Here is a 26,583-nt window from a genome sequence, read left to right as displayed (position 1 = left end):
GATATGAATGCACCGAACTTAAGATTTAAAAATTTTAATTCAGAATGGAAGACAACAACTTTTGAAAAAATGTGTACCATTAGATCAGGACATGGCTTTAAAGCAGGTGAATATGTTAATGAAGGTATACCATTAGTTAAAATTGATAATGTTGGCTATGAAGAAATAAAAAAAGAAAATGTATCTTATTTACCAAATGAATATCTATTTTCTTATCCAGAATTGAAATTAGTAGAAAATGATATAGTATTAGCTTTAAATCGTCCTATTACTAATGGTCAATTAAAAATTTCATATATTTCTAAAGATTTTTCACCTTCAATTTTATATCAACGTGTCGGTAAGATTGATGTAATTGACAATACTAAGGTATCTAAGACGTTTTTATTTGCTTTACTTCGTAAAGAAATATTCGACTTCGTTTTAGGAAACTCTGTAGGTTCCGATCAACCCTTTATCAGTACAGAGAAATTAAAAAAGCTAAATTTCTATTTACCAGATATAGAAGAACAGATAAAAATTGGTGAACTATTCGACTTATTAAAACAAAAAATCCAACTTCAACAAGAAAAAATCGAGTTGCTGAAAGAACAGAAAAAAGGTTTTATGCAGAAGATTTTTAGTCGTGAATTGCGGTTTAAGAATGTAGATGGACAAGAATTTTCTAATTGGGAAACAAAGACTTTTGGAGATATCATTAAAGTACATTCTGGAAGAGATTACAAGCATTTAGATTTAGGAAATATACCTGTCTATGGAACCGGTGGTTATATGCTTAGTGTTAATGAAGCTCTATATGATAAGGACGCTATCGGTATAGGACGAAAAGGTACTATCAATCAACCTCAAAAATTAAAAGCACCGTTTTGGACAGTAGATACACTTTTTTATTGTACATCTAAGGAATCTACCGACCTGAATTTTATTTTTGCTCTGTTTCAGTATATAAATTGGAAAAAATATGATGAGTCCACAGGTGTTCCTAGTTTGTCAAAAAAAACAATTGAATCTATTATTTGTAACATACCTTGTTATGAAGAACAAAAGATGATTGGGTCTTTATTTAATAAAATTGATGAAAGAATTGTATTAGAATCGGGTAAACTAACAGAATTACAAAATCAAAAACAAGCCTTCATGCAACAAATGTTTATTTAATCAAAACAGCACCTTCTAAATTAAATATTAGCAAAGGGACGTACTCAGGACGTACCCTTTGCTACTTTTGATGTGTTTTGGTTTTGGTTCAGCGGAAAAGTATTGACCTTTTTTAAATACGGAAGCACAAGATACGTCCCCATGTCTCCCCCTCTACTTTGCAGACAACCAGGAATTCGCCCACTTAGTATCTTTTATTATCCTATTTGATTGAACGATTAACACATTATTAAAATAAAAAATTACAAATAAAAAACCGCCATAAAAAGATGGCGATTTCCCAGTTATTTTTTAATGATATAACGCATTTTGAATTAGTTCCTGTTCAAGTGGATCTTCTAAGGAGTGAAGCATAGAGGAATCTAATCTACTATTCAATATATCATAAGCTTTAGAATATGGGTTTCCATTATCTTGTAAGTTTTGGGCTGCTCCCCACCATGCTTCACCTAGTTTGGACATTCTATAGGCTGTGTAGTTGGCTAATGAACCTACATCTATATCATTCATTAATGCGACCCTTTGAACTGCACTCTTAAGGAACTTTATTCTTCCTCGAGAAATAGTAATGCATTCATCGAAAAGTTCATCACTTCTTCCTCCAAAAATAACCTCTTCTGCAAACTTATTAGCATCCAATTCTTCTTTGTCATCTGTTTTAGCTGATAGTACTTCGCCTAAATCAACAGTTTCTCGTTCTAACAAATCTGGCTCTTGGGTTGCGTGCCAATATTCGTGAAGTAAATCAAATAACCATCTAGAATGAGATTTACTTTGTTGTTTTAGAACAATAACATTCCTTCCATTGAATCTCCAACACGCTCCATGGAACCCCCCTGACATTTCAAAGGGTATTACTGGAATACCAAGGTCCCATAAGTAAGATATACATGATTCTAAGTTTAAATCCCCATACTTTCCGATTACATTTGTCCTAAACTCCATCGGATTAGTGATAAGTTTTTGGGGAGGGGAATCTAATACTTTAGATATTTCTCTTGCAATAAATTCAGCATAGGATGTATATAGATATACGAGCTCATCTCTAGTTCCTTTTGGGGTTTTATATCGAGCATTCGTTAACATATAATTATTAATTTTTGAGCCACTAAGAATTTCACTTAGATTGTCCTTAAAAATCTTTTTTAGAGAAGAAAATAACTTAAGATAGCCATTAGTTAAGTTATAATCTTCTTTTAACTCGAAAGGTATGAGCTTATCAAAAAGAGAACCTAATGAGTTTTTAACATTTCGTTTTATTTGTTCCGAATCTATTGTGAACATTTTTTGCAATTCTGTAGGTATTTCTATTTTTAGTAGACTAATTAAATTAATTATTGTAGCTGTATCAGCTTCAGCAAATAGTTCATCCTCTAATTCGATATAATCAGACCGGTCAATGTTCAGTTGATCTGCTATATATTGCTCATCAAAACCTTTTGCAATTCTAGCTCGAATTAAATTTAGAGGAAGTTCAGTTAACTTATCGGAAAAAAAATCATGCAACTTGCCACTTTTTAATAGTTCATATTCATTTATTTGACTTTGTAGATTTTCTACTTCACCTTCCAAAGCCTTCCTATAAATATCTTGTTTTTTAGGAGATAGCTCTTTAAAAGATTTGTCAAAATCAATTTCTTGAAGTGATGATAAAAATTGTGTTAAACTCTCTTTTGAATTTTTTAACTCATTATCATTTTTTATCAAGTTCCTCACCTCAAATCTATTCTTATAATACCTTTTGGTTGTTTAGTCTTTTTATCCTTTTGAAAAAAATCTATAAATCGTGAACCCACAGGGCTTGTTGCATTTGCATACATGGGAAAGAACTCTCCTTGATAATTTCTTTTTTGTGCCTCTCTTCCAGGGATTGAAGCATCGACTAACCGATTATCAATTTTATTTTCATCAATTTCATCTAAATCATATAGGGCATCGTAATCTCCTGGATTTTTCTTTTCAGTTACAAAGCTACCATCTATGAAAATTTTTGTACTCCCAGCATTTTTAAATTCCTCAATAGCCCTCTCTAACCCATCAAGTTGTAAATTTCTTTTATAATTTATACCATACCTAGCTTTAAACTCTTCCCAAGTTGTTAAATGTATTCCTGGAGGAAGATTTTTATTTACAAAAGCAGGTATTGGTGAAATAGTATTGTTAGTCATTTTTAAAATTCAACTCCAGAAATCCGCTTATTAAATTGACTTAATTATAACATACCCAAATTATGTAAACAATCTTATGCTCCTTATAAACATTTGATGAAGTTTCTATATGAAAATGGAAGCATAAGATACGTCCCCGTGCTTATACTAAATAGTAAATTTTAAAGTTCATTCGACGCCCGCAGGAATCGTCCCCTTGTCTATTATGTATATACCTCCAATTATCCTTCAGACAGCTGCTCGTCAAGAACGCCATCCAAATCCTGAATCGCTTTTATTTTATCGATGTCTTCGAGGTAAATGAAATCAACATGGAGGCACAGGGACGGTTCTTCCGTCTCAAAAAAGCAACATACTCTCACTTTCCCGAGGCAACAGAACCGTCCCCATGTATCTACTATTTACAATGAGCAGCTGATGACTGTCCCTGTCTTTCTCGGTCTCTGCACAAGTTCTCCTCCGCAGTTGGGACAAGTATGTCCCATATCTTCTGTACAGTCTTGGCAGAAGGTACATTCATGCACACAAATATATGCTATTTCGGTTTCTTGAATTGTTTTAGCACACTTTTCACACTCTGTTTTCATTAATAAAGCCATCTTTCATTACCTCCTGAATTTTCTGGTTTCTTTATAATTTTATTTTATCCATTGCATTTGTTACATGAAGTAATTATTGTATTTTGTATAAATACCTAAATATTTATCGTATTTCACTCATTTTACTTAATAATTAAAAGAGGTGTTAAATATGGACGAAATCGACAGGGACATTATTTTTCATTTACAGGAGAATGCTCGTATTTCCTTTACAGAGTTAGGAAAGAAAGTTGGATTATCTACCCCAGCAGTTAATGAAAGGGTCAAGAAGTTAGAAGATAAAGGGGTAATTGAGGGCTACAGAGCGGTGATCAATGCGGAAAAGATTGAAAAACCAATCATGGCCATCATCCTCTATGCCAATACAAAATGTGACCAGTTCATACAATTCTGCAAGAATCACCCGGAGGTATTGGAATGTCACCGCCTTGCAGGGCAATACAATTTTATTGTGAAATTAATAACAGGATCGGTTCAAACCTTAGAATCTTTTATTGATGAATCAATGAAATACGGTCAGCCCTCTACATTGATACGGTTGTCTTCACCTGTAAAGAACAAATCGATAAGCTAGCTAGAAGTTGGGAGGGAGGGTTCTTCCACCCCTCTGCGACACAGGGACGGTTCCCACGGCGCCAAAAATCGAAATACCCAAATTAAAGACAAATAAAAGAAGAAGCAAAGCACTCTTTGCTTCTTTTAAAGTATCATATTTCAAATTTCCTTAGACACCATAAAGCAAACAGCGGGACGATTTTGCCGTCTCAACAATCAACCTATTTTCACTTATTTGAGGCAACGGAAACGGCCCTTTGTTGCGAAAATTAATATGCTGGCAAAGGCACATGCTTTAGTTTATCAGGATTCCTGACAATATAGATATATGCGATTTGATCTTTTTTGACATGAAAACTAAAAATTGTTTTGACATTGTCCTCTCCCATTACTAAGAGTCCATTTCTACCATTAACATTGATTAACTTAACTAGTGCGGGTTTCTCTGCCTTTTGATTTTGCGCCAATAAATTTGATATAAAACGAACAACAAGATTCTTAGAATAGATCGGCTTTAAGGCTGCATATACTTTTCCTCCGCCATCTGAATACAGAGTAACGTCGTTATACAACAATTCCTCAATCTTCTTGGTGTTTCCTTCGTGTAAGGCTAATACGAAAGTCTGGATGATTTGATTGTTTTTTGAAACAGAGGGTTCTTCCAACTCTTCCTTTATTAATGGGAATTTATTCTTTACCCTGCTAAATACTTTTCTGCAACTAGGTTCACTGCGATTTAAAATTTCCGAAATTGTCGCATAATCATATTCCAGTACTTCTCTTAGGATGAAAACAGCTCGCTCAATCGGTTTTAGGTTCTCGAGCAGCAGTAGAAATGCAAATGATACAGCCTCTCCGTTCACCACCTCAGAGATAGGGTCGTTTTCTTTTAAGACTAAAGGTTCGGGCAGCCAGGGACCCACATAAACCTCACGCTTGTGCCCAGCGGATTTTAAATGGTCAATACATTTATTTGTGACCATCTTACAAAGGTAGGCCTTTTTATTTTCCACATGTTCCAATGTTTTTCCAGCAGCCTGAACATAGACGTCATGGACGATATCCTCTGCATCTGAAACGGTACCGAGCATTCTGTAAGCAATCGTAAATAGCAAAGGCTGAAACTGAGAATAAAGCTCCTGTATTTCTTTCCCCATGCTTTCCCCCCTGTATCAGTACATTCAATGATTTATACTGGAAAGATCCCAGGTATACTCCCTGATTTTTCCTGCCATTTTACCTGATAGGACAAAATCAATTCCCCATTTCTGCGCCCATACCATCCCGTCGGAAGGACCCAATCCTATACAAAGTAAATTAGCGTAGGTTTGATGGGGTGCTGCGGTGAATCCCTCTATATGGGCTTTCATTATTTTACTAAGCCGTTGCGCCTGTGATATTGCTTCTTTACAGCTCATTGCGGCAGCCGCTCCACTTGTTGGGTCGACTACATGAACGCAGTCTCCTATGGCATAAATGTTCTTATTTTCACTTGCGCGATACCAAGCATCGACTTTTATTTTTCCTTCTTCAGTTAGACTAAGACCTAATCTCCAAAGGCCAGGGTGAGGCTTCAATCCGACAGTCCAAATACAAAGATCTGCATCAAGATGGGACATATCGGAGAAGTAGAGTTTATGATCTGTAAATCTTTCTGCTTTTTTAAGGTGCAGCACGCGAATACCTAGTTTCTTCAGCCTGCTCTCGATCCGTTCACTGATTTTCACAGGTACATCGTTTAATAGGCTCTGTTTATCATTTATAAGGTATATTTCAATGTCCTTCTGTTTATTCCCTGCTTTTTTAGCTTCTTCCTTAAGCCATGTTCCTACTTCTGCAGCTGTTTCGATACCGGTAATCCCGCTTCCTGCTATCACCAATCGAAGCATGGTCTCGGGTGACTCCAACTTTCTCAATAGTTGCTCCCGAATCGTTTTTGCACTTTCAAGGCTCGTCATACTTAAGCCTCCACGTTCTGAATCAGCCTCACGCAATACACTTCCCATGGCCAGCACTAACTGATCGTAATAAATTTCATTAAACGTTCCATCCTGCACAGTAATGTGGATCGTTTGCTTTTTAGGATCGATCTTAGCTAACTCACCTTGTATGAACTCAATAGCAATGCCGCAATAATCCTTTAGTGGAACGGATAAATCCGCCACATTTTCATTAACGATCCCCTTAAATAATTTAACCTTTTTAAAATGGAAAGAATTTTTATCAATCAGTATCACTCTTATATTCCGCTTTAACTCCCTATGAAACTCTTTCTTAAGTGCTTCAATCAGGTTAATCCCCGCATACCCGCCACCTACGACCACAATCGTTTTCACACTACCCATACTATTCGTCTCCTTTTCAACCGTCCTAATCACAAGACGATTAAAACAAACGATTTGTGACACATGGAAGCGTGGGGACGAAGCGAGGGGACGTACCCTTTGCTCCTTTTGTTACCCCATGAATCATCGCCAAACGAATTCATTTCTTGAAGTTTCCATGAAGAAAATGGAAGCAGAAGATACGTCCCCTGTCTATGCCCCTCCACCAAACTATTCATCGGCCAGCTGCTCGTCAAGAATGCCTTCCAGATCCTGAATCGTTTTTACTTTATCAATGTCTTCGAGGTAAATAAAATCAACATACTTTCCATCCATCACCTTCAGGCTCATATTGTTGATCGGTAAGTTGATGGATTGAACGATTGATAGCATATGCATGATTTGCTCTTTCTTGCTTTCTTCTGCCATACCAGACAGAGTGCCCTTTGTCTGCAAGTGTAGCTCATAAGACTGGCAAGCGTTTATGTTCATTGATTCATAGGAAACATAGTCATTGCTTCCATCCTCACAGAATAAATAGGGCTCAACGAAGCCATAATGAAAGCCTTCATCGGGTTCAAAGCCAATTTTATTCAGTTGTGGCATTTTCTCCGCAACCTTATGTCCTTCTTTTTTGAAAAAATGAGAACTGATCAGTTTCTCGCGGTTAAGGCTGTCAGAAAAAATCGCTTCTTTCACCCCATCGACCGTATTCATTTTCTCGATACCCGTTTTATAGATGCTGACTTCATTCATAATCTTGTACTCTTTGCTATCATATTCATATAGATAGAAGCGGTTGAAAGCATTCACGTCATAAACATAGAGTTCATACAGATCGTACTGCAGGCCTGCCAGTTTCTGCTTCACCTCCTGGATCAGAGGGTAACTTTGTTGCAGCAAGGAATAATCATGTTCATCCACGCCTATTCCTTCAGGCTTAAACAAGAAAAGATAAGCACTTCCTTTAAACCCATCCTCGTCTTTTGTTCTATACAACTGCAGGAATGATTTTTCGAACCCCAGTTCTTTAAACTGTTCATGAAGATTGGATTCCATATACTCTTTATTGAATTCATAGAATTCAAGGCTCTCTTTATAATCATCCCCTGTTATTCCATTGAAAAAGAGACCATCAACAAACACGGAAAACCTAAATTCCGGAATGTCTTTATGCTTTACCCTGAAACTGCTATTCCCTCCATTGCCCGTGTCAATCTTTGGCCTTGAGACAATATCGACATTAACATTGTGTTTATCATGAACATAATCCTTAAGCTCCTGATCGCTCACCGAACAGCCTGTTAAAACCAGAAAAATCAGGGTAATCGCAAATAAAAGGAACGTCTTTTTCATATGTATCTCCTTAAAAGAATATATAGGTGAATTATAAACAACCATTCTTTCTTTTTCAAAAATTTACCACAAAGAACAAAGTGACGGTTACGCCGCCTCACCAAATCACCTATTTTTATAATTGTATGCACCTCTGGAAATTATAGATAGTTCAGGTATCCCCGCGCTTTGCCTGAACAAAAAAGGAGGCACAAGGTACGTCCCCGTGCTTCTTTTAGACATATTAAAAAGAGGATAGACAAAAGTCTATCCCCCATTTAAATACCCGAAGCTAGGACCTTCCTACGCCTCATGGATTTTAACTTTATCTTCATTCTCTTTACGAATCTTCTCCACCAGCTCACTAACCTTCTCATTCTCTTTCTTTGCGAGAACCTGCTGCTCAAGCTGTGGACTTATCTTTGCGAACTCTTCTGGCTTTTGCTTTTGGCTTTCGAGCTGCTTTTTATATTGGTCATACATGGCCTGGATTTCTTGTGGTGTTGCTTCTACCTTGCCAATCTTGCTGTCTATATATTTATTGACCGTTATTTGCTTTTTCAGCTGGGCTTTGAGCTGTTTCTCGTTCATCTTATTCGTTTTCAGTGCTTCTTCAAACTTTTTATCATCTTCGAAGTTGGCTTTGATTTTTTCCAGCTCTGCATCCACTTCTTTTTCTTCAACGGAGACGTCGTTCTTCTCAGCTGTCTGGAGAAGCAGCTCCGCATTGATCATATTGTCCAGAACTGTCTTTTCGAGTTGTTCCTTCATCTTTTCATCCATTTGATCTGTCGGCATGCCTTGCTGTTCGTATGCTGCTTTCATAGCCTCCAGCTCTTTGTTATATTCCTTTTTGGAAATGCCTTTCCCATCTACTGTGGCAACTAAATCTTCTTTATTTTGTTTCTCAGCATTGCCTTTTGAGCTATCGTTGCTGCATGCGCCTAGCACAAGGACCGCTAAGCTCAATAATAGAATGCCTGTAAAAATGCGCTTCATCATAAACAAACTCCCCTTTCAACCAACATGTTCATCATACTACCATATCCATCGAGAAAATAGGAGAGTTTTACAGGAATTTTAAACATTAATCATTTCCCTTTTGAGGAAAAAAGTATTCACTGATACCTCCTCATTCATCACCCTATGTTTGATCCAACAATCCATACTTACCCAATTACTCAAGATCATTTTTTCTTTCTGGAGTTCTTCTTTTCCAGTTTTTCGGATTTAACGCTGTTCTTATTTTTCCCGCGGCTTCTTTGCCCACCATTATAGCACCAATCCAGAAGAAGACCTCTGCAATAACCAGTGTGCTTGTAATACTGATTGCCTTCCATTTACCAGTGAGTGGCAAAAAAGGAATCCCCATGGGAAGGACCCAAAATATAAAAGATGAAATGATCAGGACCATTCCCACTTTATATACTAAAGATTTGGCTGCTTTTGATTCGTTCTGCATCATTTCCTCCAATGTTGGGATAAAGAGACAGAGGGATGGTTCTGCTGCCCCCAAAAATTTATGAACTACCGGATCCCTCCACTTGTCCCATATTTAATCAAACGTTTGATTAAGAAGAAATATAAAGTGGTTAAATCTAAAACACTCTTCCAACTGTACTCTGAAAGGCTGTACAAAAGTTATCATTTTTGGACAGCCTCATCAAATAGCTTATTCTCCTCCCGTTGAAGAAGATGCCACAGCGGCACCTGATATGGCTGCGATCGATGCTGCCTGCTGTGCCTGTATCAATGTTTCGATGGTGGTAGAAAGACTAGTCTGAAGCAGGGAGGAATTTTCAATTTTGTCACTGACTACGAAAGTAACGGCCATCATGAAATTGATGTCTTTTTTCCATTTGAATGGCTTCTCTGCGTTCAATTGCTCCCATATTTCTCTTATTTCTGTAAGGTTGTCAATGCCATTTTCAATGAAGGTGAGCAAGGCAATTTGTGGATAGAACATGGATTTTGGCTTGATTCCTTCTTTTTTCAAGCGGTCGAAGATTTCAGCAGATTTTGCAACCAGGTCATCCACAGAGCCGTTTTCATGCAATGAAAGAATGTGGCTCATACTTTGCAGGTCATTCCCCTTTCGAAAGCCATTTTGGGATAGCTTGCTGTATAGGTCTTCCATATGAAAAATCAGTTCATCAGTTTGACGGTCGCTTTGAGCCAGCATGACCGCAAGCGGATAATCGCTGTGACCTGTCAAAAATAAATGCTCCTCACTCATCCTCTTATAAATGCTTCTTGCCCGTTCAGAAAGGGACCCAAGATCTTTTGCATCGGTTGTGATCAGCAGCAGGGCGGCAATGTAGGTGAAAATATTTCTGCTGAATCCCGCTGAGACCAGTTCATCGTATGCAGCAATAAAGTGTGTAAACATCTCCTTGGGATTATCAAATCTTGTATCGAGCATGGCTGCAAAGGTAAAACGAGACTGAGACCGTAAAGGCGAAAACAGGCCAGATTGATTTTTTATATATTCCGCAACATCATTATATCTTTCAATATCAAAGCTGCGATTGTTCGAAATATACAAAGATGCCACCATCATCAATACGGATGAATCGGAAACCTTCCAGCGAAACCTTTCTCTTAGCTCGGAATAAATTAGTGTATATCTTTCCATATTATTCTTAGACTTTTCCATATGGACCTCCTTTGAATCAATCATTACCTTTCATACAATTGAGATTTAAAAAAGTTTTGTTTTCTTTGAAATGAGACAGAGGGACGGCTCGAGACCACTGAAAAAGTGCCCTGTGCTTTTTTTAAAAGCGTGAAAAAAAGTGGAAGCACGAGAAACGTCCTCGTGCTCTAAAAAAAGGAAGCACAAGGACCGTCCCCGTGCTTCCACTAGCTTACTTCCTATGCATCTTAAACTCTAAAAAAAGCTCATTATAAAACGCCAAATTACTCTGTCCAAGGTTCTCATAAACCTCCAGCTTCTCCGTCAACTCAGCCGAAGGATAAAACCGCTCATCCGTCACCATCTCTTCCGGCATAAACTCAAGCGCAGCTTTGTTTGGCGTGGAGTAACTCACCCACTCCGTATTCAGAGCCGCAACTTCAGCATCTAACATAAAGTTGATAAACTCATGAGCCGCTTCTACGTTCTTAGCCGTCTTTGGAATAACCATGTTGTCAAACCAAAGGTTAGAGCCTTCTTCCGGTACAACGTAATCCAGGTTTTCGTTCTCGGACATGATATCAGCCGCGTCGCCGGACCAGACGAGGCCAATCGGTGCTTCTTCGTTGGCTAAAAGAATCTTAATTTCATCACCAACGATGGCTTTGATGTTTGGTGTCAGGGTATCGAGCTTCTCCTTGGCTTCCCGCAGGTGTTCTTTGTTGGTATCGTTCAATGAATACCCAAGGCTGTTCAGCCCCATCCCCATGACTTCACGGGCACCGTCGACAAGCAGGATTTCATTTTTCAACTCGGGATCCCAGAGATCGTTCCAGCTGCTGAATTCCTTGCCGTCCAACAATTCAGGATTATACACAATCCCAACCGTTCCCCAGAAATAAGGAATCGAGTATTTGTTTTCAGGATCGAATGGCAGGTCCATAAAGCGCTCGTCGATGTTTTTCAGATTCGGCAGCTTCGAGTGATCGATTGGAATCAGTAAATCCTCTTCGCGCATTTTCTCAATCATATATTCTGATGGCACGGCGATATCGTAGGATGTTCCGCCCTGCTTGACCTTTGTCATCATCGCTTCGTTGGAATCGAATGTTTCGTATACGACGCTGATGCCGGTTTCTTTTTCAAAGCGTTTGACAAGATCGGGATCGATGTAATCGCCCCAGTTATAGATGGTCAATGTATTGTCGCCTGAATAACCCTGGGTGTCATTCAATTTAGAAATGGCCGCCAGCAGCAGTGCTGAAACTAGGGAAATGGCGATGAATACGCGCACTAATTGCCTCATTTCTTCACCCCCACTGCGTTCAGCTTCTGACGCTGCGTGATAAAGTAGTAGACCACGACAAGGATAATCGTGAATAAGAATAACAATGCCGATAAGGCGTTAATATTTAATGAGACACCACGGCGTGCCAGGGAGTATATTTCGACTGACAGTGTGCTGAAGCCGTTGCCTGTCACGAAAAATGTCACCGCGAAATCATCCAGCGAGTAGGTCAGGGCCATAAAGAACCCGGCCATGATGCCTGGTGAGATGAACGGCAGAATCACCTTCGTCAACACATCCCAGCTGCTTGCACCTAAGTCCCTTGCCGCATCGACTAGTGATGAGCTCATTTCCGATAATTTCGGCAGCACCATCAGGACGACGATTGGTACGCTAAAAGCGATATGCGATAGTAGCACCGAATAGAATCCGAGCTTGTAGCCGGAAATCGTGAACAAAATCAGGAACGATGCCCCGATGATGACGTCCGGGCTGACGATCAATACATTGTTCAACGACAGCAACGAATTACGTACTGAACGCTTTTTTACCGCGTGGATCGCCAGCGCACCAATTACCCCGATGATCGTCGCGAATAGCGCAGACAGCAAGGCTACTACCAGTGTGTTCAATACGATGATCAGCAAGCGGACATCACCGAAGAGTTCCTTGTACCAATCGAGCGTGAAGCTTTCAAAGTTGTACATCGTTCCGCCACTGTTGAACGAGTAAAAAATCAGGAAAAAGATCGGTGCATATAAAATGAAGAAAACGATCATTAAAAATACATTTGCTAGCTTAGACGTTTTTCGCTCCATCCTACACACCTCTCTTTCGGTTGCCTGTTACCGCCATGATGGCGAACATGATGATAATTAAGAATACCGCAATCGTCGAACCCATTCCCCAATCCTGGGTCACAAGGAAATGCTGCTCGATAGCTGTACCGAGCGTGATCACGCGGTTACCGGCGATCAATCGTGTCAGCATGAACAGAGACAATGCTGGAATGAACGTGACCTGAATGCCAGATTTTACCCCTTCGATCGTTAATGGAAAAATAACACGGGTAAACGTCGTCCATTTCGATGCGCCCAAATCATTGGCGGCGTCGATCAAGGTCGGATTCAATTCATTCAATGAGTTGAAAATCGGCAAAATCATGAATGGGATAAAAATATAGACCGATACAAAAATAAAGCTGAAATCAGTGAACAGGATTTGCTGCGTGCCAATCCCGATCGCTTCTAATAATTGATTGCTGACGCCATACGTTCCAAAGATGCCAAGGAATGCGTACGCTTTTAACAAAAGATTAATCCACGATGGAACGATGATCAGCAAGAGCCATAGCTGCTTGTGCTTCGTTTTTGTTAAAAGATAGGCGGTTGGGTAGGCAACCAGCAGGGAGAAAAATGTAATCAGGAAAGCATACCAGAACGAGCTCAGGGTCATTTTTAAATAGACCGGCGTGAAGAATTTCTGGTAGTTTACGAGCGAAAATTGGCCGTCGATATTCAGGAATGAATAGTATACGACGAGCACAATCGGCGCGATGACGAAGAAAACCATCCAGAGCGTATAAGGAAGCGTGTACCATGAACGTGTCAGTCTCGTGTTCATTCCACTTCTCCATCCTCATATGCTTCTAAGCGGGCATCGAATTCCTCTTCCGTTTCGCCGAGGCGCATGACGTGAATCGCCTCTGGGTCAAAATAAAGCCCAATCTGGTCGCCAACCTCTGCTTTTTTCGTGGAATGGACGAGCCACTCATTGCCTTCCTCGTCATAGCAGCTCAGCTCATAGTGAACGCCGCGGAACAGCTGTGAATCTACTTTTACCTGAAGCTTGCCGTTCTCGACAGTCGTGATTTCAAGGTCCTCAGGACGGATGACGATTTCAACCGGCTCATTCGGGTTCAAGCCCATGTCGACACACTCGAAACGCTTGCCCGCGAATTCGACGAGATGGTCTTTGATCATCGTTCCTTTGACGATATTGGATTCACCGATAAAGTCCGCGACAAAACGGTTGATTGGCTCATCATAAATATCCGTCGGGCTGCCGCTCTGCATGATTTTCCCCTTGTTGATGACGAAAATCTCGTCCGACATCGCGAGAGCTTCCTCCTGATCATGCGTGACAAAAATGAATGTGATGCCAAGACGGCGCTGCAGCTCACGGAGTTCATACTGCATCTCGGTACGCAGCTTCAGGTCAAGGGCCGATAATGGTTCATCGAGAAGGATGACCTCCGGCTCGTTGACGATCGCTCTGGCAATCGCGACACGCTGGCGCTGACCGCCCGACATTTCACGGATTTCCCTAGTTTCATAGCCAGATAGATTGACGAACTGAAGCGCTTCTTTTACCTTCGCTTCAATATCGGCATTCTTCATCTTCTTAATGCGCAAGCCGAACGCGACATTTTCAAATACATTTAAATGAGGGAACAAGGCGTAATCCTGGAAAACCGTGTTCACCTGGCGCTTGTTGGCAGGCAGGTCATTGATTCTTTTACCGTTAAAAAGAATGTCACCGGACGTTGCTTCGGTAAAACCGGCGATTAATCGGAGAATCGTAGTTTTCCCGCAGCCAGACGGGCCCAGCAGTGTATAGAATTTCCCGCGCTGTATCTCAAAGCTCACATTGTCAAGAACAGGCGCGTCATTGTCATATTGCTTCGTTACATTATTGAATTGAATAATCGTAGAGTTATTCATTTTGAACCTCCTTTATAAAAAACCTTTATCTGAATAATCAATTAAATTAATGCAGTATCACAAGGAATAATTATACAGTAGGGGGGTAAAAATACAATGTTATTGATTTAGTTATAGGATCACCTAGCTGTCTCTTCAGTGGGTTAAAACCTTACTGGATTTTTTTATTTTTTTATCAATCTATTTTTAGTGCCACGATTTATAAAAAGGCTGCCGAATTATTTTCCGGCAGCCTAAGAGTATTATAAAATAAAGTATTTATTGCTGGGAGAACCCCTGCTTGAACACAAGAATATTAACTCTTTACAAACTCTACGTATTCCCCAAGTTTAACATCTTCAACTGTATACTTCGCCTCAAGCCATGCATTGGCTTGTATATGTCCTCCGTTTGCCCACCATGCTTTATATTTAAAAGCAGATGCAGGCAACTGATCCGAGATGATTCTTTCAACTTCAGCAAATGTTAATTTAATTCTATCTTGTTCCTGACTCATTAAGAAATTATATAATGGTGTATATTTGTACATATCAATACCTCCACCTTCTAAATCTTCTTAGAAACGGGATCACTATCACCGGATAATCCCAAATACTCATTCATCATCTTAATCATTTCAATCTGATGCTTACGTGCCATCTCGTCGTTCCATGTTTTATTCTCATAGATTAAATCCATTTTTAAAGAATCAAGTTTCTCTCTATTATTATTCATGAAGCGCTGGCGCTTTTCGTTGAATGGCAGATTGCTATATTCAGAGTTAATGCTTCTGGACACTAGTGCCAAATTCCCCAAACTATTTAGCAATTCAGATGACACAGTATTAGTATCAGTGTCCTTTTGTGTTTGCGGAGAAATGTGTTCAACGGAGTTCTTGGCTGTCATCCGAAAGTTCTTCCATTTCTCTCCCTTTTTGTCTGCGAGTGTATACCAGAGGACAAACTCCAATTTGTAAAACCAATAATGGGGAAAGGATGTTCCTGATTTCTTGTTCAGCTCTTTTATAGTTAAAGCCGCATGACGGAATGGTTTCTCTAGGAATTTTCTAGTCCGCACAATTAGCGGTTCTTCCTCACTCGAACACAGCAAATAATTATCCAAGTGGCGAAGATAGGCATAGCTATCCTGTCCTTTGTGATCAATAATGTACATTAAATAAGGGGTCAGCCAGTAATGAGTGGTTATTTGCTGGGAGTGGTACAGCATACTTTGCAGAAGGGCGGTCCCTTGGTTAGATTGAGGTTTCACTCTGACCAAATAAGTACCTTCCTTACTTCTCTGCTTATCCAATTTACTGATTAAATGAATCTCGTTTCCGTCCTCATCCTTAACCCATTTAATGACATGCTTGTCAAAGAAATATCTTACTCGCCACAAAAGCTCAATAAATTCCTTTACATCTTCTTCAGTTGTAGAATCAACCTTATAATGCTCCTGGAATATTCGGAGAAGCTCCTTATCTAAGATCTTTTCGATATCTTCCTTTTGTTTTTTAACAAGATAAATCCTTAAGGTATGCTGCAGTAACATTGGGAATGTTATAATGCTTCTGACTTGATCCTCACCTTCTTCAAGAGTGTTATTTTCCACTTTATTGCCAGACCCTCTCATTCCTTCCCCTTTAAGGATATCCAACAATTTGATAGGATTATGAGCTGTTTTATCCCTGTCACTTATTGCTTCAAGAATATTGCCAGCATCCGAAAGTGCTTCTTCCCCCTTTCTGGATTCCCTTTTGGAAAATAGAGCTTGAGTCTTTATACCAGTACTCCTGCGGATATTTTTCTCAATATATTGATTCATATTTGAACATGCTTCCCATAAGAGGTTATAAGGCGACTGATCTTTTTCCGGAAGCCTGTTCAACATTCTCGCTTTTAGTATTTCATGATGCTGCAGCTGTACTCCTCTGTTGTTGATGACTTCGAAAAGCTTGTTTAAATCCATTTCTCCAGGAACTTCAGTTAATATAAGCTTGATATTTTCAAAAACATATCTAGCAAACTCTGTTGCTTCACCTTTATCTAATCCTGCTTTGAAGCTTTCGATCAAAGCTAACGCATTCTCGATATTCGGTGTTGCTTTTTGATCTTTGTAACCGGTGATATAGCTTTTAAAAAACTCGTTTATATGATCCCTAATAGCGAAATGAATTCGAAGTGTTCTACTATCACCAACAAACGGTTCTAAGGCATCCCGAAAAACAATCGCCATCATCCACAAAGTTGTAAATCGCTGCTGCCCATCGATTAAGTCATAAACATTTCCGGATTGAGGTAGATTCTTTTCAACGACAAGCACTCCACCCAAATAATAAAGGTCTTTTCGTTCTTTCACCGCAGACTGGATATCCTCCAATAAAGTTTTAATCTGATCCTCTTCCCACACATACAATCTCTGGTAAATCGGTATCTGAAAAAATGAAGAATTGCTCACGAGTTCTGACAATGTCACTGCTGAAGATTCAATTTTCATTTGTATCTCCCCTTTAAAAACTCCGATGTAATCCAATTTAATTTGTGTTCAAAGCTGTCTCTGCCGTAATAGTTAAGCAGCCTTTCCTTATAGCGCCCCTGAACACCTTTCCCTTTAACAATTTTCTCCGTATGATAGATTGTGATTTCTCTTGAAAGCAATTCAAGAAACTCAAAAACCTCATTTGTCCTAAATGCCTGACTAATGACATCAAGGAGATTTAGATCCATTTCTTTTAAAAACTTCAGTGGTGCTACTTTGAAAATATAGTTTTTATCCAAACGTATAGCTCCTAAGACATGATCAAGTCTTAATGAAAATTCCAATAACCTATCCGAACGAAATTGGTCATAGTACATGACAGCTGCCAGTACAAACAACTCTCTTAGATAAACAGAGGTTTTCTCCCAGACATTGCTATAAAAGTCACGGAACGCTAGCACTTCGGAATCAGCATTTTCATCTTCAAAAAGGTATTTCATCACATCAGCATATTTCTCTATAAACAGAAAGAAGCCCATTCCATTGTTAATCGGCTGCCTTATGATAAAAGGCAGGATTTTATTATCCCCATTCTCTTCCGCTTGCATTTCGAATATGTATGCCTTATTGCTGTCGAGGCGAAGCCTTGCATTAAATACATTATTTGAATTGGGATAGAGCTTTACAGAATTATCAGCATCGCTCTGTACTGTTCTCTTCATAAATTCATAAAGCAGGCCGCCGTCGTCCTCAAATGTTAACGAGTTTTGACCACGCCAGGTTCGCGCCCTCCATAAGGAAGGAAGAAGAACCTGAGCTATAAAATCTTTCTCATTCCATAAGTCATATCCCTGAATTGATTCCCACTTGTTAGCGCAATCTTTCTGAAACTCTTCACCCTTGACTGACCTTAAGTGATAAGCTTTCAATAAGTCACTAGGATTCAGCCTTACACCGCGGTTATTCTGAGTATCAAAGAAGGTGAAGGCTTGATCTTCAGAAGCAGTGGTTATGAATGTAAAATGGATTTTACCAAACAAATCCGTATATTGGTCCCATCCTTGCAAGCCACTGAATACATGCTGGATTCTTTGGATATTCTGGATTGAAATTGGTGAATCATATTCCAGCGCTATCTTCTCAACATTAACAAGCTTTCCGTTTAGCGCATAATACAGAATACTCAGTGTTGTAAGGCGCTGCTGTCCATCTATGATAAACATCCTGCCGGCTTGCTCATCCTTATGCAGCAAAATCGATCCCATGTAAAAAGGAACACTACTGCCAGACTCTAGATACTCCTTTAAATCCTGCAGAAGCTCTCGAGCCTTTAACTCATCCCATATATAGGGTCTTTGATAGCTATCGATCCCGACTGGAAATTCTGCTTTTTCACAAAAAAACTCATCATAACTACAGACAAATACATTTACTTCTTTAACTATGGTTGTTTCCATACTCCATCACTCTCACTTTATCTCACTCTATTACTGAATTTCATTCATCCCATTTCACTACTAAGAACCCTTTCTTATTTCTCCCTTACCAGAGAAGCAGTCCATTTTTTCATAATAGCCGCAGAACCTGCTGCATACCCATGCTGGATAGATAGCGTCTATTTGCACCGAGCCATCTGGCAGCTCATGAATCTCCTCAGCTGCATCCTCGATCATCTTGCTACCGCATGTTGGACAAAACTGTGTTTGCATGTTGACTCCCCTTATATAAATATCTTTTTCATCACTTTAATAATAGTAATATCGGATTCTTTGATCGATCCTCGATACACTCCCGCAGTAGAAAAATTGATTTCCTTTCCGTTTTCATTGAAGGTACCGTCTTCATTCAGTTCTTTGGCAACCAACCGATTCTGGAATAGGGTCAAGCTGCTGGGCTCCATCTCCCAGCTCGCTATGATGACATACTGTTTATCCGCCCTGGCTGCATCGTTTTCCCGCATACCCTTTGAAAAATCGAAAATGCTATTCTCTATGTAATCACCCACATACAATTTGCCATCCTCTAAAATACCATTTACGAATTTTTCACTCTGGACAACCGTACCTTCTGTTAATTTATTCATTATCGGTATCTCTCCCATTTATAGATGATTTAATTGTAGCATAATTTTCCAATTATTTTTTTCCATAAAATGAGTCGCCGAGGTTTTAGAACAAGAACATGGGGACGGTTCTCGTGTTCCAGACTGAGGCCCACTTTTGTCCCTCTTTTTCCTTAAAATGAAAAAGAGCTGCAAAAAACAGCTCTTCTCTCCCCGGATATCTTTACATGACAATATTTATCCAAAAACTCATTGTCTACCTTCCGATAAAGAGGTTATGATATTCATAATTTACTAGTTCAACATATGAAACGGGAGGACCATATGGAAATTAAAATTGATGACCTGACAAAACCCGAAGTCATTTCCCTGATCAACGAACACCTGCATGGGATGACGCTGCACTCACCGCCGGAGAGCATCCATGCCTTGGGTCTGGAGAAGCTGAAAAAACCCGAAATTACCTTCTGGACGGCATGGGATGGCGAGCAGCTTATGGGCTGCGGGGCTTTGAAGGAGCTAGGCCGCCAGCATGGTGAACTCAAATCCATGAGGACGGCCTCCGCCCACCTCCGCAAAGGCGTCGCGCAAGGAATGCTTGAACACATCATCCATGAAGCACAGCTGCGCGGTTATACGAGACTTAGTCTTGAAACAGGCTCAATGGACGGATTCATTCCCGCAAGGAAGCTCTATGAAAAATATGGCTTCCACTACTGCCCGCCGTTTGACGACTATGCAGAAGACCCAAATAGTGTATTCATGACTAAGACATTGTAAAAAGACGGCTGCCGGAAATTCCCCGGCAGCCTTTTAACTAAGGTTAAGGAGCATTGAGTGCATTTCATGGATTATCATAAATGAACCGACTAGTTTAATTAATATGGAATACTGTTATACTTTAAGATGTACATAGATATCTGAATTTTTAATCAATAATACAAAGGTGGTGGTAATTAAATGAAACTTGGCGCATTTTCAGTAAGTTTAACTGTAAAAGACATTCATGTCTCAAAAGCTTTTTACGAAAAGCTCGGGTTTGATTCCCTTGGAGGGGACATTTCTCAAAATTGGCTGATTATGAAGAATGAAAATTGCATTATCGGACTTTTCCAAGGAATGTTTGAAAAAAACATCCTGACTTTCAACCCAGGCTGGAACGAAAAAGCCGAAAATCTTGAATCCTTTACAGATATCCGCGAGCTGCAAAAGCAGCTTAAAGAAAGCGGCATAAAAATACTAACCGAAGCAGACGAATCAAGCGAAGGGCCAGCCCACTTTATGATTGAAGATCCAGACGGCAACCAGATCCTTGTTGACCAGCACAGATAAACATGGGGACGGTTCTCATGTTCACGATTCTGCTCAAAAAATGAAACGCCAGAACCGTCCCCATGTATACCCCATGTTTCTTTCATAACCTAGCTATATATGGAGACGCTAGTTCTGAGGTGGTTTTCATGTTTTTAGAACCGTTCCTGGTTATTAGCTTAGCAATGAATATTCCTGTTAAAGGCCAACAAGAATATGTTCCTACCGTGCCTAAAATAGAAAAATTTTATACGAGCATTCCCGAAATTGACAATTGGGTATCTGTCCCAAAAGGTACAGACGAAATTACCATCTATGTTGAAGCAACGAACACAGAAACGGTCTTATTTTGGTTAATTCCAACCGGAACCCAGCAATGGTATGAAAGAAAGTTGATCGGCTATGACATAAAAGATGATGGGGATAATAATTTCTCATTAACATGGAAGATTCCAAGACATTTACACGACCATCTAGAAGTGCAAGCATTAGGTGAGAATGAATTAATAGGCTCATCTTTGAACATAACTTCAATTCCATAGGAACCTTAGAAGCAAAGGGACGTACCCATTGCTTCTTTTTTTTGGATTCAAACTGTGGTCAGCATTTAAAGCATTGTAAACTTATGTGGCAATTTGGAGTTAAAAGGAAAACGATGAATAGTTCAACCCCAATGGAAGCACAAGATACGTCCCCATGTTTCAATAGTTCAACCCAAACGGAAGCACAAGATACGTCCCTGTGCTTCCACATTAATATTTCTTCTAAATGAGGAAATAATAATTGTGAGGTGAAAATATGGATAAGGAAAAATTACAGCTTACTTCTTCTGAGATCGGTTCATTGTGGGGCGAATATGTAAACGGGACTATGGTCGATGCAGTAAATCGATATATGTTCACCATTATTGAGGATGAAGCAATAAAAGCCATTTTTGATGATGCGATTAAGACGTTCGAACGGCAAAAGAAACAACTGGTTACATTTATAGAGAACGAAGGTTTTCCAGTTCCAATAGGCTTTAGTGAAGCCGACCTAAATAAAGGTGCAGAAAGACTATTCTCTGACATTTTTTGTTTAAATTATCTACATATTATGACATTGCATGGTTTGATTGGACATATCACTGCATTTGGGGTTTCTGTAAGAAAAGATTTAAGGGAGTTTTACGATACATGCGATAACGACGGAAAAAGGATGTACCACCAGACAATAGAACTCTTACTGGAGAAAGGAAATTTCCAGAGAGATCCTTTATTTTATCCTTCCAATGGTCCAGAATTCATAGTTAGTAAAGATTTCACAGATGGTCTTTTTGGAAAAGGGAGAAGTTTATCTGCCACAGAAATCATTAGTATTTCTTTCAACATGAAAAAAGGTATTATGGCTAAAACTCTTGCTATTGCATTCAGTCAAGTAGCTCAGTCAAAAGAAGTAAGAAAATTTTTAATGGAGTCTGAGAAAACGTCTGATCAACAAATACAAACTCTTGCAGATATCTTGCACAAGGATAATTTACCAGTCCCTCGATCATGGGAGACAGAAGTCACCACTTCAACGGACTCTCCTTTTTCCGATAAACTAATGTTGTATCATACTGGCTTCTTGTTCCAAGCTGCTCAAGTTTATCACGGTACAGGTTTGGCATCTTCCATGCGTACAGACCTTATTACAACTTATGAAAGCATAATTCTAAAAAATTTAATGGTGACAAAAAAATGGTTTGATATCATGGAAAAACATGAATGGTTAGAACAACCTCCCCTTGCTCCTAATAGAAAAGAAATCGCAGACAAAAACTCAAACTGAAGCAAAGGGACGTTCCCTTTGCTTCTTTATTTTGGACGAATAATGAGGTCAGCAACTAAGGCATTGTAAACTTTTTATATGCGACAATATTGAATTGAAAGGAAAACAATAAATAGTTCAACCCAAATGGAAGCACAAGATACGTCCCCGTGCTTCCAAGAAACGTCCCTATGCTTATGAAAAGGACCTGCCCTGTTTAGGAGCAGATCCTTTCGAACTTCTATTCAGTTATACGAATTTCGGAAATTATGGTGATTTACTTTCCTTGGGGTGTGAAAGCATACAGATTTCCATCTAAGGCTCCTACCACAAGTGTATTTCCAGAAATCGCAGGAGAGGAGGCAACCCATGCCCCAATTTCATGCTTCCATTCAGGCTGTCCTGTTAATTTGTCGAAGGCATATAGATTGCCATCGTTTGAACCAATGTAGACTGTTTCACCACTGATGGCCGCTGAGGAGATGATTCCTCCATTTGTCCGGTATTTCCATTTTAATGTACCATTCTCGGCATCCAGTGCTGCCACGTTTCCATCAGGGAATCCCATATAGACAATTCCATCCGCTACAGCTGGAGAGGAACCTGTCGCTCCACCGTGAATATATGACGAATCCGTACTGTTGTAACGCCATAACTCATTTCCGGTTGATGCATCAAGTGCTACTAATAGCCCTCCTTGATATCCCATATAAAGCTTTCCTTCAGAGATCGCTGGCATTGAGTGCATCCAGCCTCCAGCAGGCTTTTTCCTCCACAGTTCTTTACCAGTAGAGGCATCAAGAGAAATCATCCAGCCACCGTCTCCGCCGACAAAAACCTTGCCATCCTGTACGACAGGCGTTGATTCAACAATCCAGTTCCCCGCTAAAGAAGAGTTCCATATTTCTTTACCTGTTTTTGCATCAAGCGCCATCATCTTACCGCCACTGCCCGTACTGTATGCCTGATATACAACTCCATTTGCCACAGTTGGTGAATAGTACATCCAAGCCCTTTGAACTTCATCTTTACCAATTGTTTTCTTCCAAACCACTTCTCCAGTCTTTGCATTAAGTGCATAAACCGTGCCACGAATCGAAGAAGCATACACAATCCCGTCTTCTACTGCTGGAGAGGATTGTACTTGCGCATCCGCTTTAACCTGCCATAATTTTTCGCCGGTTTTTTGGTCCACTGCATGAATGGCATTGTTGCTGCTGCCCTCTTCATCCCGTGTTCCAATGTAGACCACTCCATCTGCGACCGCAGGCGAAGAAGTAAGAATTGTACCAGGAGTCCGATATGTCCAATTCAAGCTCAGCCCTGTACCCAGCTTATCTTTGGCTGTCCCAGTATGCTGGGCGTTTCCATGGAACATTGACCAGTCTGCCCCAACCTTTGGTGAAACCTGTTCCGAGCTGTCCACAATTTCAAAGAGTTGATTTTTAGACCATACTTTTCCCGCGTCATCTGTTACCCTGGTCTCGATTGCATGTTTGCCATTGTCAGCATTTTTTGCGTCCCACTGGCCAAACCATGCCATTCCACTGCTTTGTTTTAGTTTTTTCCATGAACCGCCGTCCACTCGATATTCAACACTTTTCACATTACTTGTCGTGTTATATGCGTTTACTAACACATCTACCATCCCTTTTGGCACCTTTCCTTCCGCTGAAGGATGGACGATCGCTGCATTTTGTTTCACATCATACATTTTAAATTTCTGGTCCTGCTTGTCTCCTTGGAAGTTAACCATTCTGAATCCGTTTGGAGCCTGGTCAATGGTGTAAGCGCTGGAGACCGTCGTTACATGATTGGCTCCCGGAATCGTATCCTGGGCTACATCATTAACATGCGTATGCCCCACCATTACGAGTCGTGTCTGATATTGACTAAGCAGATCCATAAATTCTTTTGTGCTATCAGGTGAAGGAGTTTGCGGTGTATTCAACGGCTTATGTACCAATACAACGACTTCCTTGTCTTTTGCATTTTGGGCAAGATCTTGCTTTAACCATTCCAATTGGTCTTTTTCATTGAAGCCTAGAGTGTTTTCCAATGTAACAAAGTGCCTGTTTCCGTAATCGAATGAATACCATTCAGGTCCAAGATATTCCCGGTAACGATCGATTCTTGTTTTATAGTCCGGACCAGGCGCAAAGTCGTGGTTTCCAACTGCTGGATATACAGGCAAGGAGGATGTTGCCGTGCTTGCTGTATAATCCTTAAATTCTTCATCCGTAGCACGATTTGTCAAATCTCCACTTACCGCGATAAAAGCTGGATTTCCAGTGGATTTATTGATTTGGTCAAGCTGCCCTGTGAATCGTTCTTTGTTATTCGTTGAGCCTGCCTGCACGTGAACGTCAGCTATGTTGGCAAAAGTAAAATTAGGATTAGACGATTCCGGCGTCTTCAATAGCCCGAAGTTTTGTTCACGCATTTCATCCGCCTGAACGGCGCCTAACTGTTCATAAAATTGAGGTGTTTTGTTTTTATCAGCAGGTACACTATATCCGCTTGGTACACTTACAAAAACGAGATCATTAACGCGTCTTTCGGTATCAAAGATCAATTCATAATTACCTTTTTCATCGGTTACCGCCAAAGTCTTGCCATCAGAAACAGTGACATTCGGAATGCCTTGTTCGTTTACATCCTGCGTTCCATTTTTATTTTTATCTTCATAGACAGTTCCTTTAACTGTGGCATTCTGGCTATCCGCGTCAACTGATTTTATGAAAGGGGCTAAAGCGAGACCTGACATAAGAACAATCAAACTTGGTTTCAATACCTTTTTTATTTTCTTGCTAGCGTCTGGTTTAATACTCATTCTTTCTCCTCCTAATCTTTTTTCATCCAAATCCTGCTCACACGCTTACTCTGGCATCACCCCCTTTGGAATTAGGCACATCAGGTCAAAAAGCGCTGAAAATACCAGGTTAATCCAATAAAGAAAATTACGCTGGTCAAGGCAAGCTGCAGAGGGTAGGACCACTTAAATCTGCGAATAAAGATCATCATTGGGAAAAGAAGGGCAATAATGAGAGCCTGTCCGAATTCGACACCCACATTAAATGTTAAAACAGGCCAGATAGCCGCCCAATCCTTTGGGTTTGGTAACTCCAGAGCTCCAGCAAAACCAATTCCATGAATTAATCCGAAAACGAAAACAACCCCATACCTATATTTTTCCGACAGTCCTATTACTCTTTCAATTGCTACAAACGCTATGCTTAAAGCAATCAATGGTTCTACGATTTGACTTGGGATCGAGATCAGTTCCATAGCTGCAAGGCCAAGAGTGACACTATGAGCAACCGTGAACAATGTAATGATTTTAAAGACATCTGATTTTTTTCGTGATGTGACCACAAGTGCTATGATGAATAAAATGTGATCCAAACCGATAAGAATATGTTGGAAACCAAGCCTAATAAAAGGGATACTTTGCCCAAACATTGTTTCTTTCCCGAGATGGAAGTCCCTATTATTCGCTGTAAAAACAAATTGGCCCTTCTTGTCACCGAGTTCATAGGTTGTTACATTCCTGTGTGACGGGTCATTGTCATCAAAGAAAATATTATTGCTAATTTGCAAAGCTGCAGATTCCTTCTCCTTTATCGGAAAATGAAAGGTAAAAACGGCATAATCCCGATTTAATTTCCTTTTAACATCCATTCCTGCAAGAACGCCTTCTACCTTGGCTCCTTGATTGAAAACTGAAAGCTTTGTTAGAAAATATTCCTCTATAACCTTTTGGTGCTTTTTAAAAGCTGCTTCTAAAACGGATGCCGGGTCGTCCGAATTGATTCCAAGGTCAATAACCCGCGCCAGTTCCAGGTAATCAATCTGGATTTCATAAACCAGCCCTTTGTCATCAAATGATAATTTGGAGTACCCTTCACTGTTATCTGTATGTGCCGAAGCACTATACGGAAAAACAAAGATACATAGACTTAAAAGTGCCAAATTCACATATTTTTTCAGACTGAACTTCATTAGCTACACACCTTTATATATCCAAATTTTCTATCTTGTTTAAGAATAGAATTGAAGTTTTAACTAAAGGTGAAATTGAGGTTAAGAAAATACAAAGAGCTTATTAAGAAACTGTATAGAAAAAAAGGAAGGAAGTAGCGGGTAAAACGGCATTTCCCTTTCGAAAACCAAGAGGATA

27 protein-coding genes are annotated in these 26,583 nt (G+C 39.8%); 6 read left to right on the top strand and 21 right to left on the bottom strand.

Features of this window, described 5'->3' with window-relative positions; genetic code table 11:
- Positions 1-3 precede the first annotated feature (3 nt).
- Positions 4-1,158 carry a restriction endonuclease subunit S gene (locus tag V7654_RS05700; protein WP_335429210.1) on the top strand — a complete coding sequence of 385 codons (1,155 nt, stop codon included), beginning with the start codon at positions 4-6 and terminating at the stop codon, positions 1,156-1,158.
- A gap of 291 nt (positions 1,159-1,449) precedes the next feature.
- On the opposite strand, the gene V7654_RS05695 is transcribed toward V7654_RS05700, so the two are convergent.
- From V7654_RS05695 to V7654_RS05680, 4 genes are all read right to left on the bottom strand, one after another.
- Positions 1,450-2,865, bottom strand: a complete 1,416-nt coding sequence (locus V7654_RS05695) for a hypothetical protein (protein ID WP_335429209.1) — start codon at positions 2,863-2,865, stop codon at positions 1,450-1,452.
- Positions 2,866-2,870: 5 nt separating this feature from the next.
- Positions 2,871-3,326 (bottom strand): DUF6932 family protein, encoded by a 456-nt coding sequence (locus V7654_RS05690; RefSeq protein ID WP_335429208.1) that lies wholly within the window; start codon positions 3,324-3,326, stop codon positions 2,871-2,873.
- A 221-nt stretch (positions 3,327-3,547) separates the two neighbouring features.
- Complete coding sequence (locus tag V7654_RS05685) at positions 3,548-3,688, bottom strand: hypothetical protein (protein ID WP_335429207.1); 141 nt, start codon at positions 3,686-3,688, stop codon at positions 3,548-3,550.
- Between the two features lie 39 nt (positions 3,689-3,727).
- Positions 3,728-3,913 (bottom strand): DUF1272 domain-containing protein, encoded by a 186-nt coding sequence (locus V7654_RS05680; RefSeq protein WP_335429670.1) that lies wholly within the window; start codon positions 3,911-3,913, stop codon positions 3,728-3,730.
- Positions 3,914-4,076: 163 nt separating this feature from the next.
- Between V7654_RS05680 and V7654_RS05675 the strand changes: the two genes are divergently transcribed.
- Complete coding sequence (locus tag V7654_RS05675; protein WP_335429206.1) at positions 4,077-4,499, top strand: Lrp/AsnC family transcriptional regulator; 423 nt, start codon at positions 4,077-4,079, stop codon at positions 4,497-4,499.
- A 250-nt stretch (positions 4,500-4,749) separates the two neighbouring features.
- Here the strand turns inward: V7654_RS05675 and V7654_RS05670 are convergent, their stop codons facing one another.
- The 15 genes from V7654_RS05670 to V7654_RS05600 all read right to left on the bottom strand — a co-directional run bounded on the left by V7654_RS05670 (position 4,750) and on the right by V7654_RS05600 (position 19,325).
- The gene (locus V7654_RS05670) at positions 4,750-5,637 is read right to left on the bottom strand and encodes an RNA polymerase sigma-70 factor (RefSeq protein WP_335429205.1); all 888 of its coding nucleotides are present in this window, start codon (positions 5,635-5,637) and stop codon (positions 4,750-4,752) included.
- Between the two features lie 24 nt (positions 5,638-5,661).
- Positions 5,662-6,825 (bottom strand): NAD(P)/FAD-dependent oxidoreductase, encoded by a 1,164-nt coding sequence (locus tag V7654_RS05665; RefSeq protein WP_335429204.1) that lies wholly within the window; start codon positions 6,823-6,825, stop codon positions 5,662-5,664.
- A 210-nt stretch (positions 6,826-7,035) separates the two neighbouring features.
- Positions 7,036-8,160, bottom strand: a complete 1,125-nt coding sequence (locus V7654_RS05660) for a hypothetical protein (protein WP_335429202.1) — start codon at positions 8,158-8,160, stop codon at positions 7,036-7,038.
- Positions 8,161-8,442: 282 nt separating this feature from the next.
- Complete coding sequence (locus V7654_RS05655; RefSeq protein ID WP_335429200.1) at positions 8,443-9,141, bottom strand: SurA N-terminal domain-containing protein; 699 nt, start codon at positions 9,139-9,141, stop codon at positions 8,443-8,445.
- Between the two features lie 175 nt (positions 9,142-9,316).
- Complete coding sequence (locus V7654_RS05650; RefSeq protein ID WP_335429199.1) at positions 9,317-9,601, bottom strand: transporter suffix domain-containing protein; 285 nt, start codon at positions 9,599-9,601, stop codon at positions 9,317-9,319.
- A gap of 210 nt (positions 9,602-9,811) precedes the next feature.
- Entirely contained in the window at positions 9,812-10,795 is a 984-nt protein-coding gene (locus tag V7654_RS05645; RefSeq protein WP_335429196.1) for a DUF4003 family protein, read from the bottom strand.
- A gap of 211 nt (positions 10,796-11,006) precedes the next feature.
- The gene (locus V7654_RS05640; RefSeq protein ID WP_335429193.1) at positions 11,007-12,080 is read right to left on the bottom strand and encodes an ABC transporter substrate-binding protein; all 1,074 of its coding nucleotides are present in this window, start codon (positions 12,078-12,080) and stop codon (positions 11,007-11,009) included.
- A complete protein-coding gene (locus V7654_RS05635) occupies positions 12,077-12,880 on the bottom strand; it encodes an ABC transporter permease (RefSeq protein ID WP_335429191.1) in 804 nt (267 codons plus the stop codon). Before V7654_RS05635 ends, V7654_RS05640 begins: the two co-directional genes overlap by 4 nt.
- A 1-nt stretch (position 12,881) precedes the next feature.
- On the bottom strand, positions 12,882-13,685 hold the full coding sequence (locus tag V7654_RS05630) for an ABC transporter permease (protein WP_335429189.1): 804 nt from the start codon (positions 13,683-13,685) through the stop codon (positions 12,882-12,884).
- On the bottom strand, positions 13,682-14,785 hold the full coding sequence (locus V7654_RS05625) for an ABC transporter ATP-binding protein (protein ID WP_335429186.1): 1,104 nt from the start codon (positions 14,783-14,785) through the stop codon (positions 13,682-13,684). The genes V7654_RS05630 and V7654_RS05625 overlap by 4 nt, the downstream gene beginning before the upstream one ends.
- A 295-nt stretch (positions 14,786-15,080) precedes the next feature.
- On the bottom strand, positions 15,081-15,314 hold the full coding sequence (locus V7654_RS05620) for a DUF7662 domain-containing protein (protein ID WP_335429183.1): 234 nt from the start codon (positions 15,312-15,314) through the stop codon (positions 15,081-15,083).
- Positions 15,315-15,331: 17 nt separating this feature from the next.
- Positions 15,332-17,260 carry a DUF262 domain-containing protein gene (locus V7654_RS05615; protein WP_335429180.1) on the bottom strand — a complete coding sequence of 643 codons (1,929 nt, stop codon included), beginning with the start codon at positions 17,258-17,260 and terminating at the stop codon, positions 15,332-15,334.
- Positions 17,257-18,699, bottom strand: a complete 1,443-nt coding sequence (locus V7654_RS05610) for a DUF262 domain-containing protein (protein ID WP_335429178.1) — start codon at positions 18,697-18,699, stop codon at positions 17,257-17,259. Before V7654_RS05610 ends, V7654_RS05615 begins: the two co-directional genes overlap by 4 nt.
- Before the next feature lie 60 nt (positions 18,700-18,759).
- Positions 18,760-18,951 (bottom strand): YgiT-type zinc finger protein, encoded by a 192-nt coding sequence (locus V7654_RS05605; protein ID WP_335429176.1) that lies wholly within the window; start codon positions 18,949-18,951, stop codon positions 18,760-18,762.
- Positions 18,952-18,962: 11 nt separating this feature from the next.
- Positions 18,963-19,325 (bottom strand): hypothetical protein, encoded by a 363-nt coding sequence (locus V7654_RS05600; protein ID WP_335429174.1) that lies wholly within the window; start codon positions 19,323-19,325, stop codon positions 18,963-18,965.
- Between the two features lie 303 nt (positions 19,326-19,628).
- Between V7654_RS05600 and V7654_RS05595 the strand changes: the two genes are divergently transcribed.
- The 4 genes from V7654_RS05595 to V7654_RS05580 all read left to right on the top strand — a co-directional run bounded on the left by V7654_RS05595 (position 19,629) and on the right by V7654_RS05580 (position 22,424).
- The gene (locus V7654_RS05595) at positions 19,629-20,084 is read left to right on the top strand and encodes a GNAT family N-acetyltransferase (protein WP_335429669.1); all 456 of its coding nucleotides are present in this window, start codon (positions 19,629-19,631) and stop codon (positions 20,082-20,084) included.
- A gap of 180 nt (positions 20,085-20,264) precedes the next feature.
- The gene (locus V7654_RS05590) at positions 20,265-20,636 is read left to right on the top strand and encodes a VOC family protein (protein ID WP_335429172.1); all 372 of its coding nucleotides are present in this window, start codon (positions 20,265-20,267) and stop codon (positions 20,634-20,636) included.
- 128 nt (positions 20,637-20,764) lie between these two features.
- On the top strand, positions 20,765-21,157 hold the full coding sequence (locus V7654_RS05585; protein WP_335429170.1) for a hypothetical protein: 393 nt from the start codon (positions 20,765-20,767) through the stop codon (positions 21,155-21,157).
- A 256-nt stretch (positions 21,158-21,413) separates the two neighbouring features.
- On the top strand, positions 21,414-22,424 hold the full coding sequence (locus V7654_RS05580) for a DUF3231 family protein (protein ID WP_335429169.1): 1,011 nt from the start codon (positions 21,414-21,416) through the stop codon (positions 22,422-22,424).
- Positions 22,425-22,680: 256 nt separating this feature from the next.
- On the opposite strand, the gene V7654_RS05575 is transcribed toward V7654_RS05580, so the two are convergent.
- Together V7654_RS05575 and V7654_RS05570 are read right to left on the bottom strand one after the other, a co-directional pair.
- A complete protein-coding gene (locus tag V7654_RS05575; protein WP_335429166.1) occupies positions 22,681-25,236 on the bottom strand; it encodes an outer membrane protein assembly factor BamB family protein in 2,556 nt (851 codons plus the stop codon).
- An 80-nt stretch (positions 25,237-25,316) separates the two neighbouring features.
- A complete protein-coding gene (locus V7654_RS05570; protein WP_335429164.1) occupies positions 25,317-26,405 on the bottom strand; it encodes a HupE/UreJ family protein in 1,089 nt (362 codons plus the stop codon).
- Between the last annotated feature and the right edge of the window lie 178 nt (positions 26,406-26,583).

Origin of the sequence: Bacillus sp. JJ1609 (genome assembly GCF_036967045.1) — a bacterium.
Lineage (GTDB): Bacteria > Bacillota > Bacilli > Bacillales > Cytobacillaceae > Mesobacillus.
The sequence above is the reverse complement of the archived record's forward strand: the minus strand, read 5'-3'. Positions and strand labels throughout refer to the sequence as shown.